Consider the following 12,557-nt stretch of genomic DNA (forward strand, 5'->3'; position numbering starts at 1 on the left):
AGATGATGCGTGAGGAATCAGAAATCTTTAAATCAAAAAACACCTAACTATCTATGAAAAACAAAATGATATTCCTTTCATCAGCTCTTGTTTTTGCATTTTTTACTTCATGTAAAAACGATGCACAAACTTTAGCGTCAAATTCGACGGAAACCGAAGAATACGTAGGAAAAGAAATAAGCACAGATCATGATGCAGAAATCGACAAATTGATTTCGCAGATGACATTAGAAGAAAAAATCGGAATGCTTCACGGGAACAGTATGTTTGCCAATGCAGGAGTAAAACGTTTAGGAATTCCAGAATTAAAAATGGCCGATGGTCCGTTGGGAGTTCGTGAGGAAATTTCAAGAGACAATTGGGCTCCAGCAGGATGGACAAACGATTTTGCAACTTATTATCCTGCGGGAGGCGCTTTGGCAGCAACTTGGAACGCAGAAATGGCACATACTTTTGGAACCAGTTTAGGAGAAGAATTGCGTGCAAGAGACAAAGACATGTTGCTTTCGCCAGCTATCAACATGGTGAGAACACCGCTTGGAGGAAGAACTTACGAGTATATGTCTGAAGATCCGTTTTTGAACAAAAAAATCGCAGTGCCTTTGATTGTTGGTTTACAGGAAAAAGATGTAATGGCTTGTGTAAAACATTACGCAGCAAACAATCAGGAAACGAATCGTGATTTTGTAGATGTACAAATTGATGAGCGTACGCTTCGCGAAATTTATCTTCCAGCTTTTGAAGCTTCTGTAAAAGAGGCAAAAGCATATAGTATTATGGGAGCTTACAATAAATTCAGAGGTGAATATTTATGTGAGAACGATTATATGCTGAATAAAATCCTTCGTGACGAATGGGGATTTAAAGGAATTGTAGTTTCTGACTGGGCTGCGGTGCATTCTACAGCAAAATCTTTGAAAAATGGTTTAGATATTGAAATGGGAACACCAAAACCATTCAATGAATTTTTCTTAGCCGACAAATTAATCGCTGCAGTTAAATCTGGAGAAGTTTCTGAAAAAGAAATCGATTTGCATGTAAAACGTATTTTAAGAGTTTTATTCCAAGTGAAAGCAATGGGAGGAGGCGAGCGTGCAAAAGGAAGTATCGCAACCGAAGCACATTACCAAGACGCTTACAAAATTGCAGCTGAAGCAATCGTATTGTTGAAAAACGAAAACAATGCATTACCGTTAAAATTAGACGGAGTTAAATCAATCGCCGTTATCGGAAACAATGCAACAAAGAAAAACGCTCTTGGCGGATTTGGAGCGGGTGTAAAAACAAAAAGAGAAGTTACGCCACTTGAAGGTCTTAAAAACAGACTTCCTGCATCAGTTAAAATCACTTATGCTGAAGGATATTTAGAGCGTTATGATGAGAAAAACAAAGGAAATTTAGGAAATATTACGGCTAATGGCCCAGTTACAATTGATGCCTTAGATCCAGCAAAAGTTCAAGAAGCAGTTGATGCAGCTAAAAACTCAGATGTTGCGATCATTTTTGCGGGTTCAAACCGTGATTACGAAACAGAAGCTTCAGATCGTAGAGATTTGCACTTACCTTTCGGACAAGAAGAATTAATTAGAAAAGTAACAGCAGCAAATCCTAAAACTATTGTAGTAATGATTGCGGGTGCTCCTTTTGATATTAATGAAGTAAGCAAAAAATCTTTTGCTTTAGTTTGGAGCTGGTTCAACGGTTCTGAAGGTGGAAATGCTTTGGCTGATGTTATTTTAGGAAAAGTAAATCCGTCAGGAAAATTACCTTGGACAATGCCAGTTGCAATAAAAGATTCTCCTGCACATGCGACAAACAGTTTCCCTGGAGACAAAACAGTAAATTATGCAGAAGGACTTTTGATTGGATACCGTTGGTTTGACACTAAAAATGTTGCGCCATTATATCCTTTCGGTTATGGATTATCATACACAACTTTCGCGCTTGATAATGCTAAAGCAAATAAAGATTCTTATGCTCAAACAGATGTTATTGAAGTTAGGGTTGACGTTAAAAACACAGGAAAAGTAGACGGAAAAGAAGTAGTTCAATTATACACTTCAAAATCTGATTCTAAAATTACTCGTGCGGCTCAGGAATTAAAAGGTTTCAAAAAAGTAGATGTAAAAGCTGGAAGTTCAGCAAAAGTGACTATCAAAGTACCGGTAAAAGAATTGGCTTACTACGATGTTGCTGTTAAGAAATGGACAGTTGAGCCAGGAAAATATACTATTAAAGTAGGAACTTCTTCTAGAGATATTAAAAAAGAAATTCAGGTAACTGTTAAATAATAATTTTTTACTACAAATAACCACTTGACCAACGCCAGCCCATAAAAAGCTGGCGTTGGTTTTAAAAACTTACACTTAACTTAAACCAAACCAAATGAACCAAACAATTAAAGATTACTGCTTGAGCTTTATTTTATGTTTTGTTTTCCTAGGAGTTTCAGCCTGCAGTTCAGATAAAGAAGAAACTCCGGTAAGTATAAAAACACTAACAGCAAGCTCAAATAAAATCGATTTTGAAAGTAAAGAAAATACAATTGAAGTAACGGTTAATTCCAATGGAGTTGCTTGGACATTGAGTAATTCTGTTAGCTGGATAAAACTAAGTTCGACTGCTGGAACTTCGGGAAGTACAATCATAAAAATTACAGCTTTAGAAAACACCACTACCGCGCTGCGAAATACGGTGCTTACGTTAACTGGAACTGAAGTACCGTCCGCAACAATTTCAGTTTCTCAAGCTGCAGGAAGTTTATACCCAAATTACAATACCAATCCAATTGCAGCAGATGCGTCTGGAATGGGAAGTTCTGCGGTTGAATTGGCAGCAAAAATCAAATTAGGCTGGAATATCGGAAATACATTAGAAGCAACTGGAGGCGAAACTGCTTGGGGAAACCCAAAAGTGACCAAAGCATTAATTGATGCTGTAAAAGCAAATGGTTTTAATGCGATTAGAATTCCGTGTTCATGGAACCAAAATCTGGAAAATACTTCAACAGCAAAAATCAAAACAGATTGGCTAAACCGAGTGAAAGAAGTCGTACAATACTGTGTTGACAATGATATGTATGTTGTAGTAAACATTCACTGGGACGGTGGTTGGTTGGAAAACAATATCACAGAGGCTAAAAAAGTAGAAAACAATGCGAAGCAAAAAGCTTTTTGGGAACAAATTGCTACACATTTAAGAGGTTTCGATGAACATTTACTTTTTGCAAGCGCTAACGAACCAGCGGTTGAAGATGCAGCGCAAATGGTAGTGTTAACTTCGTATCATCAGACTTTTATCGATGCGGTTCGTTCTACAGGAGGAAAAAATGCAAGTCGTGTTTTAGTCGTTCAAGGTCCAACAACAGATATCGAAAAAACAAACAAATTAATGACTACATTGCCAACAGATAAAGTTACAGGAAGAATGATGGTCGAAGTGCATTATTATTCACCATGGAATTTTGCTGGTTTAACCAAAGACGAAACTTGGGGCAAAATGTTCTATTATTGGGGAGCAGGATTTCATTCTACAACAGATACAGAACGAAATGCAACTTGGGGAGAAGAAGCTGATTTAGAAAAGAATTTCAAATTGATGAAAACCCAATTTGTAGACAAAGGAATTCCAGTTTTATTAGGAGAATTTGGAGCCATCCGAAGAACAACTTTAACAGGAGATGCTTTGACTTTACATTTAAATTCGAGAGCCTATTATTTAAAAACGGTAGTCAAAACGGCAAAAGCAAACGGATTATTACCTTTTTATTGGGATGAAGGAAGTCTAGGAAACAACGGTTTCGGAATCATGAATAGAAGCAATAATACCGTCTTCGATACACAAGCTTTAAACGCTTTAATTGACGGATTAAAGTAAAAAAATGTAGTTAAACCATATAAGTGATATAAGTAAATTTAAGCGCATTGTGAAATAAAAACTTAAAATATCTTATATCACTTATATGGTTTAAAAAATATTTAAATTAAAAAAATGAAAAAAAAATTAGTATTTATTTTTCTGTTAATTAGTGTTTTAGCTAATGCTAATGTGAGAATGCCTTTAATATTCTCTGACGGAATGGTACTCCAAAGAGACAAACAAATCCCGATTTGGGGTTTTGCCGATGCAAATGAAAGTGTAGAAATTCATTTCAATAAACAAATTAAGAAAACACAAGCCGATAAAAACGGAAAATGGACGGTAAATTTGAATGCTGAAAAAGCCGGCGGACCATTCGAATTGATCATAATCGGAAAAAATAAAATCACCATCAAAAATGTTTTGGTTGGCGAAGTTTGGATTTGCAGCGGACAATCGAATATGGAATTTCAGGTTTTTAAAACCATAAATGCTGAAAAAGAAATTGCAGACGCCAATTATCCAATGATTCGTCATTTTGGTGTTGTACAAGATTTAAGCGGAACTCCAAAAGACGATTTAAAACAAGGAAAATGGGAAGTAGCAAACAAAGAAAATGTAGGCAACTTTACAGCAGTCGGATATTATTTCGCTAGAAAACTATATTCAGAATTAAAAATCCCAATCGGGATCATCAATACTTCTTGGGGTGGAACCAATGTTGAAACTTGGACAAGCCGTGAAGCTTTTGAAAACAGCCCAGATTTTAAAGCCATGATTGCCGATGTTCCAACCGTAGATATCAATGCTATTTTTGAAACCTATAAAAAATCAGTTTTAGATAATCTGAAAAAGGTGCAAGGTTTTGATGTTTCGATGGAAAACGAAGAGCAATTTAAAAACCCAAATTTCCAAGACAAAAACTGGCCAGAAATAAAAGTCCCTTCACTTTGGGAAAACCAGCAGATTGGTAATATAGACGGAATTGTCTGGATGCGTAAAACCATTGTTTTAACAGCAGAACAAGCTAAAAAAGAAGCCGTTTTACATTTAGCAAAAGTTGACGACGAAGACAAAACCTTTGTAAACGGAGTAGAAATTGGAACAAACAATCTTTGGGATGCTAAAAGAATTTACAAAATTCCAGCAAATGTTCTTAAAGAAGGAACAAACGTAATCGCAGTAAGAATCACAGATTACAGCGGCGGCGGTGGAATTTACGGCGATCCGCAAGATCTAAAAATCGATTTTAAAGATTCAAATTTACCGTTAGAAGGACTTTGGAAATTCAACGTTGTAAAAGTGAGAATCGAAGTTTCGCCAAATAGTTATCCGTCATTATTGTACAATGCCATGGTAAATCCGTTGGTACCTTACGCTATGCAAGGCGTTTTATGGTATCAAGGAGAAGCAAATGTTTGGAGAGCGGCAGAATACAAAAAGTCATTTCCGTTAATGATCAACGATTGGAGAACCAAGTTTAAACAAGGAAATTTTCCTTTTTACTTTGTTCAATTATCTACTTTTGACGAATTTGGAGGAAACAGTCAAAAAGGAAGCCGTTGGGCAGAACTTCGCGAAGCGCAATCTGAAACTTTAAAATTGCCAAACACCGGAATGGCCGTTACAACCGATATTGGAAACGCAAAAGACATTCACCCAACCAACAAACAAGATATTGGTTTGCGTTTGGCAGCGATTGCAATGAATAACCTTTATGGCAAAAAACAAGTTCACAGCGGACCGACTTATAAATCTCAAACAATAAAAGAAAACGAAATTATCCTTACTTTCGATAACATCGGCAGCGGATTATCAACGCCAAATAATGAGGAATTGAAAGGATTCGAAATTGCAGGTGCAGACAAAGTTTTTCATTCTGCGAAAGCGATAATAAAAGACAACAAAGTAATTGTTTCGAGCGATCAGGTTCAAAATCCACTTGCAGTTCATTACGGTTGGGCAGATGACGATACGGTGATTAATCTTTTCAATAAAGAAAAATTTCCTGCATCGCCTTTTAGAACTGATAATTGGGAAATGCTAACGGCGAATGAGAAATATAAAGTGAGTAAGTAGTTTTTAAGTAATTAGTAATTAGTCCCTAGTAAAGAGCTAGATAATACACAACGATATATGTTCCGTTAGGAACAACTGGTCGGTAGCAATTAGTGATTAGTCCCCAGTAAATAGCTAAATAATTCGCAACGATATATGTTCCGTTAGGAACATTTCATCGGTAGCAACGGATGAAATCCGTTGATGAAAAAATAAACGTCCCATAATAATGTTCCGTAGGAACATCTGATTTATTACGGTTTTATGTCCTAGCAGGTTTTCAAAACCTGTTAGGTATCACTAGATTTTTTTATTAGTTTAGATAAAAAATAAATACCTAACGGGTTTTGAAAACCTGTTAGGATAATATAACCAAATATGATTAAAAAAACATTTTTCATTTTACTTCTCACGTCTTGCTACACAAACATTTCGGCGCAATCCAAAAGTGTTTTATGGTACAAACAACCCGCAGAATTCTTTGAAGAAAGCTTAGTTTTAGGAAACGGAAAAATGGGAGCCACCGTTTTTGGAGGTGCTAATTCAGATAAAATTTATCTGAACGATATTACACTTTGGTCGGGAGAACCCGTAAATGCCAATATGAGTCCGGAAGCGTATAAAAACATTCCAGCAATTCGTGAAGCTTTACAAAAGGAAAATTACAAACTGGCAGAAGAACTCAACAAAAAAGTTCAGGGAAAAAACTCCGAATCGTATGCGCCTTTAGGAACATTAGAAATTAATAATTCAGAAAAAGGAAAAGCAGTAAATTACCATAGAGAATTGGATCTTTCGAACGCCATTTCGAAAGTAAGTTACGAAATGGCGGGCATAAAATATACGCGTGAATATTTTGTGTCGGCTCCAGATAAAGTTATGATTATCAAATTGACTGCCGATCAAAAAGGAGCTTTAAATTTTGATATTAATCTAAAAAGCCTTTTAAAATCAAATGTGGAAGTACGAAACAATATTTTGGTTTTAACAGGTTCTGCACCAATTCATGAAAACGCGGGATATAATGTCCCTCAAAAATATTTGAGTTTAAAAGAAAGAGGAACACGATTTACAGGTTTAGTCCAAATTAAAAAAACAGACGGAACGGTTACAAGCTCTAGAGAAACGTTGACTTTAAAAGACGCAACCGAAGCTACAATTTTTGTTTCTGTCGCAACAAGTTTTAACGGTTTTGACAAAAACCCAGCATCCGAAGGTTTAGATGATGTAGCAATTGCAGCCCAGAATCTTACTAAAGCTTATGCAACACCATTCGATAAATTAAAAGAAAATCATATTGCCGATTATCAAAAATTCTTCAATCGCGTCAATTTAGATTTAGGAAAAACAACCGCTCCAGATTTACCGACCGACGAACGTTTATTACGTTATGCAGACGGAAAAGAAGATAAAAACCTAGAAATTCTATATTTCAATTTCGGACGTTATTTATTGATAAGTTCGTCAAGAACTTTGGGTGTTCCAGCCAATTTGCAAGGACTTTGGAATCCGTATGTGAATCCGCCTTGGAGCAGTAATTATACGATGAATATCAATTTGGAAGAAAATTACTGGCTGGCAGAAAATACCAATCTTTCTGAAATGCATTCGTCACTTTTGAGTTTCATTAAAAATCTTTCGGTTACAGGAAAAGTTACGGCGAAGACTTTTTATGGAGTAGATAAAGGTTGGGCTGCAGCGCACAATTCAGATATTTGGGCCATGACCAATCCGGTGGGACAGTTCGGAAAAGAAGATCCAATGTGGGCATGCTGGCCAATGGCGCAAGCTTGGTTAAGCACACACATTTGGGAACATTATATTTTTACGCAAGATTTAGGGTATTTAAAAAAAGAAGGTTATCCGTTAATGAAAGGCGCTGCCGAGTTTTGTTTAGGCTGGTTGGTTACCGATAAAGACGGAAACTTAATTACATCGCCTTCAACTTCACCAGAAAATCAGTATAAATTGGCAGATGGTTTTGTTGGAGCAACATTATACGGAGGAACTGCAGATTTAGCCATGATTCGCGAATGTTTTGATAAAACCATAAAAGCTTCAAAAGTATTAAATACGGATGCCGATTTTAGAAAAAAACTAGAAACAGCACTTTCAAAACTGCATCCGTATCAAATTGGAAAAAAAGGAAATCTACAGGAATGGTATTTTGATTGGGAAGATAACGAACCAAAACACCGTCACCAATCACACTTATTCGGACTTTTCCCTGGCGATCATATCACACCTTTAAAAACTCCAGATTTAGCCGAAGCTTCAAAGAAAACATTAGAAATAAAAGGCGACGAAACCACTGGTTGGTCAAAAGGATGGAGAATTAATCTTTGGGCGAGACTTTGGGACGGAAATCGTGCCTATAAAATGTATCGTGAATTGCTTCGCTACGTAGATCCTGACGGAAAGAAAACAGAAAAACCAAGAAGAGGAGGAGGAACCTATCCGAATTTATTCGACGCACATCCGCCATTTCAAATTGACGGTAATTTTGGTGGCGCAGCTGCTGTTGCCGAAATGTTGGTGCAGTCAGACGAGAATGAAATTCGATTACTTCCCGCTTTGCCAGACGCTTGGTCAGAAGGTTCTGTAAAAGGAATCTGCGCCAGAGGCGGATTTGAAATTGAAATGAATTGGAGTAATAAAAAACCTGAAAAAGTAATGGTTTTTTCTAAAAATGGAGGAATAACAACTTTGATTTTCGGCGATAAAAAACAAGAGATTGTTTTGAAAAAAGGGGAAAAGAAGGAGATAAATTTTTAAAATTATATTTGATTTTATAGCTAAACCCGACAGGTTTTAAAAACCCGTCGGGTTTTGTGTTTTCAGGTAAGCTTCGGAGAAGCGAAATATTTGATTGCGCAAAATTATATGTCGCTCCCCTGGAGCTCTTGTCTTTGTGTAATTGAATTTCTATAAATATTTCGCCCCGCTGGGGCTCGACAACTGTGGTTTAATAAATTTTCTATAAATATATCGCTCCGCTGGAGCTCTTTTACTCTGCTTAATTGTATTTCTATAGATATGTCGCCTCTCCGAGGCTTTTTAATATGCTTGTAAAAAAAAATTTTTTAGGTAAGCTTCGGAGAAGCGAAATATTTATAGCAAATAATGAACATTTACAATATAAAGCTCCAGCGGAGCGACATATAATTTTTCGCAATCAAAATATGTCGCTCCGCTGGAGCTTTTGTCTTTGTGTAATTGGATTTCTATAAATATTTAGCCTCTCTGAGGCTCTCTAACATAGGCTATGATTTTCGGTAAATATTTCATCACGATGGGCACTTACTCCAATTTATAATTATACCCCAATTGTACATAAAACGGAATCAACGGCATACTTTTAAAATCTTCATTCATGACTTTTCCTGCCCGTAACGAGATATCGCTTCGGCTAAAAGAATAACCGCCTTGAACTCCGAAATTGAAATTCCCTCCCGTTGTGGGTTCAAACCAGCCATTTTTCACATCCGGATAAACCGCTTTATAAATATCAGAATGTTTAAAATGCGTTACGATGGCTTTATCAAAACCAAATTCACCTGAAACGAACCATTTTGGCTTATAATAGCCAATAACAATTCCGGCATCGGCACCAAAATTCTGAAGTGTTACTAACGGATTTCCATATCTTCTGTAAATTCCATGAAGCGAGGCATTAAAACGGAAATTTTCAATTTGATACAAATTAATCTGTCCGCCGATTTTGGTTTTGAAATCATCAAAAATAACTTCGCCTGACGCTAGAGAAAAGGAGCTTTCCAAGATAATTGGCATTTTGGATTTTAACTGATAACCATAACTCAATCCGTAAACAAAACTATAATCCCAGCCGGCATTTACGTTCAAAATATGTTTTTGTTCTTTTTGAAGACTTTCCCAGTTAATGGTTTGTGCTTGTGAAAAGTGAGTTGTAAGAAGAGAAAGGAGAAATGCGATTATTGCTATTATTGCTTTCATAGTCGAATTATTTTAGATTGTTTAAATAATTCAAGACCAATGGCTCAACATTTTCCCATTTGAAATAAATCATTTCGTGGCCCGTTCCTTTTACTTCTGCAATTTCAGAATTTGGAAAATAAGCGGCTTCTTTTTGCGCAAAACTCAATCCATACGATTTATTCAATTCGCCGTATAAAAACAAAACTTTCGTTTGATATTGATCGAGATTGGTGGTGAAATCAAAACCATCATTTTCAGAAATATCTATAAAACTTTCCAAAACAGTTGTGCCGATTCTCCAAAACGGAGAAGGTCCAGGAATGCCTTCATCATTTCCTTTCGCATAAGTAAAACTCGAAGAAATGCCGTATTTATAATCTAAAATGGCGTGCTGATTTTCTTTCCCTGTTATAAACTGATCTACATACAAAAGATTACTGGTGACTTCAGAAAAAATGTTGATTTTACGGCTCATTTCACCATATTCATCAAGCAGTTTTTTGTTAAGTCCGCCTGGTTCGGCCAGAATTACTCCGTTTATGGAATTTGGATATTGATTGACATAAGCAGACGCGAGCATCGCGCCCCATGAATGCCCGAAAAGAAAAACTTTCTGATTGGGAGAAGTTCTGTAATATTTGATCACTTGGGTTAAATCATCCAAAACCAATTGAATCGAATAACTCTTTTTATCATGTCTTTTTGATAATCCCGAACCACGCTGATCATAAAAAACAATATAATAGCCTTCATCTGCTAATTGCTGTACGTTTAATCCGTTTCGGTAATCGGAGCCTGGACCGCCGTGTAAAAAGATTAGCATTGGATCGTTTGGGTTTCCAAAAGTTTCAGAATGTAATTGTGTTCCGTTGACAAAAATTGATGGAATCGATAGATCTTCATCGACCGTTTTCGGAACCAGATTTCCAGATTCGTCAATGTTATTTTCGTTTTCGCATCCCATAAAAAAGAAAATGGAAAGAGCGATTACGGTTGAGTAAAGTGTTTTGGTTTTCATTGCAAGAATTGATTAAAATTTCTGCAAAGATGTGTTCCAATATTATGCTGGTCGCCCCAACTTGTAAGGTGGTTCCAGTTTTATATGCTTTAAGATTAAAATTTTAAACACATAGAAACATGGTTTTTTGTTTGAGTAAAAAAGTAAATTAAAAGAAACTACTTTCTCACACATAGCTATGTTTTTTATTACAAATGAAATGCCTTTCTACACACAGAATAACTATGTGTTTAAAAAAAACCACTTCAAATATTCAGAAGGAGAAAGGCCAGTTGCTTTTTTGAAATTTCGGTTAAAAGCCGTTTTCGAATTAAAACCGCATTCGAAAGCAATGGAAAGCAATGTGTATTTTTGATTTTCGGGTAACAGAATCAGTTTTTTAAATTCTTCTACACGCTGTAAATTGATGTAATCGTAAAAGTTTTTGCCTTCGGCTGAATTGATAACTTGCGATAAAACATTAGGATGAACATTCAGTTTTTGAGACAATTCTGCCAAAGTCAAATCAGGATTTTTATAGAGTTTTTCAGTCTCCATAATTTGTGTTAATTTTTGATGAATGGACAGAAGTTCTTCTGAACTTAAACTGGATTTCTCGTATTTAACTTTTTCTAAAATGTTTTCGATTTCGACATTTTCATTAGAAGAAACATTTAAAATAAAATTTTCAGAAACAGTTTGATTGGTGAAAATCCCAACTTGTTTGATGCCGAAATACCCAATAAACATTAAATAAAAAACCACAAAAGAGAAAATGTATTGATCTTCATAAAAAATCACAACAAGCCAGATGATACTGGATCCGAGAATTAAATATTGAAGCCATCGAAGATTAATTTTTTCATTAAATGAAAACTGATCAGAAATGTTTTTTCGGTGTTTGGAAAGTTTTTGAAGGGAAAGTAAGGCATAGGCAATTCCAGAAATTAAAATAGCGCTGTACAGAATTAGAATGAGATTTTCGTATCCTTTTCCGTCATTTTCAAAGACTTTTAATTTTTCCTGAAATGATAAAGTGAAAAACGGCATTAAAACTAAAACAGCGATTATGAAAGGCAAAAAATGAAGCCAATTGTATTTTTTACTTTTGTTTTGATTGGTCAAAGCCGAAGTATACAAATACAAAAATGGACCTTGTACTAAAGGCATGGGAAGTTCAAAACCTAGCAAAAATGGAAATGAAGCAAAGTCTTTTTTATAATGCAGATAATATAAAAACAAATGAAATCCAGTGCAAAAGAGCCAAAGCGCTAGAATTTTATCGGCTTCACTTTTATTCTTTTTACTTGCTAGAATTGCAACCAGAAAAAACGTAATTATAATGCCCGCTAAATACAACATGGTTTAGATTTTTGGTTTAAATCGTTTGTTGGAAATAGAAAGCAAGATAAAGTATTTCTTGTAAATATTTGAAAGTGTGATGTTTTCTGTAGGTTATTAAAAATAAGTTTCAGAGAAACGAAATATTTATAGCAAAAATACAGGCATCATGTCAGAAGCTCCAGCGGAGCGAAATATATGTCGCTCCTCTGGAGCTCTTTTACATTTGTACGATTTAATTTCTATAAATATATTGCCTCGCTGAGGCTTTTAAATGACAAACCCGACGGGTTTTTAAAATCTGTCGGATTTGATTATTTGAAAACGAATGTCAGGCTGAGCGGAG

Annotated in this window: 7 protein-coding genes; 4 read left to right on the top strand and 3 right to left on the bottom strand. The window is 35.7% G+C overall.

Annotated elements, in window-relative coordinates; genetic code table 11:
- Positions 1-53: 53 nt before the first annotated feature.
- The 4 genes from RB618_RS06465 to RB618_RS06480 all read left to right on the top strand — a co-directional run bounded on the left by RB618_RS06465 (position 54) and on the right by RB618_RS06480 (position 8,691).
- On the top strand, positions 54-2,291 hold the full coding sequence (locus RB618_RS06465) for a glycoside hydrolase family 3 C-terminal domain-containing protein (protein WP_308068007.1): 2,238 nt from the start codon (positions 54-56) through the stop codon (positions 2,289-2,291).
- A gap of 94 nt (positions 2,292-2,385) precedes the next feature.
- On the top strand, positions 2,386-3,876 hold the full coding sequence (locus RB618_RS06470) for a cellulase family glycosylhydrolase (protein ID WP_308068009.1): 1,491 nt from the start codon (positions 2,386-2,388) through the stop codon (positions 3,874-3,876).
- Positions 3,877-3,990: 114 nt separating this feature from the next.
- Entirely contained in the window at positions 3,991-5,937 is a 1,947-nt protein-coding gene (locus tag RB618_RS06475; RefSeq protein WP_308068010.1) for a sialate O-acetylesterase, read from the top strand.
- Between the two features lie 357 nt (positions 5,938-6,294).
- Positions 6,295-8,691 carry a glycoside hydrolase family 95 protein gene (locus RB618_RS06480; RefSeq protein ID WP_308068011.1) on the top strand — a complete coding sequence of 799 codons (2,397 nt, stop codon included), beginning with the start codon at positions 6,295-6,297 and terminating at the stop codon, positions 8,689-8,691.
- 525 nt (positions 8,692-9,216) lie between these two features.
- On the opposite strand, the gene RB618_RS06485 is transcribed toward RB618_RS06480, so the two are convergent.
- The 3 genes from RB618_RS06485 to RB618_RS06495 all read right to left on the bottom strand — a co-directional run bounded on the left by RB618_RS06485 (position 9,217) and on the right by RB618_RS06495 (position 12,232).
- Entirely contained in the window at positions 9,217-9,891 is a 675-nt protein-coding gene (locus tag RB618_RS06485) for a hypothetical protein (RefSeq protein WP_308068012.1), read from the bottom strand.
- A gap of 7 nt (positions 9,892-9,898) precedes the next feature.
- On the bottom strand, positions 9,899-10,891 hold the full coding sequence (locus tag RB618_RS06490) for an alpha/beta hydrolase (RefSeq protein ID WP_308068013.1): 993 nt from the start codon (positions 10,889-10,891) through the stop codon (positions 9,899-9,901).
- A 222-nt stretch (positions 10,892-11,113) separates the two neighbouring features.
- Positions 11,114-12,232 (bottom strand): helix-turn-helix domain-containing protein, encoded by a 1,119-nt coding sequence (locus RB618_RS06495; RefSeq protein ID WP_308068014.1) that lies wholly within the window; start codon positions 12,230-12,232, stop codon positions 11,114-11,116.
- Between the last annotated feature and the right edge of the window lie 325 nt (positions 12,233-12,557).

The sequence above is a fragment of the Flavobacterium sp. LHD-85 genome (genome assembly GCF_030929595.1).
Taxonomy (GTDB): domain Bacteria; phylum Bacteroidota; class Bacteroidia; order Flavobacteriales; family Flavobacteriaceae; genus Flavobacterium.

What these genes read in the sequence shown, in the direction of transcription:
- RB618_RS06490 (WP_308068013.1), bottom strand. Translation starts at nt 10,891, where the DNA reads ATGAAAACCAAAACACTTTACTCAACCGTAATCGCTCTTTCCATTTTC.
- RB618_RS06485 (WP_308068012.1), bottom strand. Translation starts at nt 9,891, where the DNA reads ATGAAAGCAATAATAGCAATAATCGCATTTCTCCTTTCTCTTCTTACA.
- RB618_RS06480 (WP_308068011.1), top strand. Translation starts at nt 6,295, where the DNA reads ATGATTAAAAAAACATTTTTCATTTTACTTCTCACGTCTTGCTACACA.
- RB618_RS06465 (WP_308068007.1), top strand. Translation starts at nt 54, where the DNA reads ATGAAAAACAAAATGATATTCCTTTCATCAGCTCTTGTTTTTGCATTT.
- RB618_RS06495 (WP_308068014.1), bottom strand. Translation starts at nt 12,232, where the DNA reads ATGTTGTATTTAGCGGGCATTATAATTACGTTTTTTCTGGTTGCAATT.
- RB618_RS06475 (WP_308068010.1), top strand. Translation starts at nt 3,991, where the DNA reads ATGAAAAAAAAATTAGTATTTATTTTTCTGTTAATTAGTGTTTTAGCT.
- RB618_RS06470 (WP_308068009.1), top strand. Translation starts at nt 2,386, where the DNA reads ATGAACCAAACAATTAAAGATTACTGCTTGAGCTTTATTTTATGTTTT.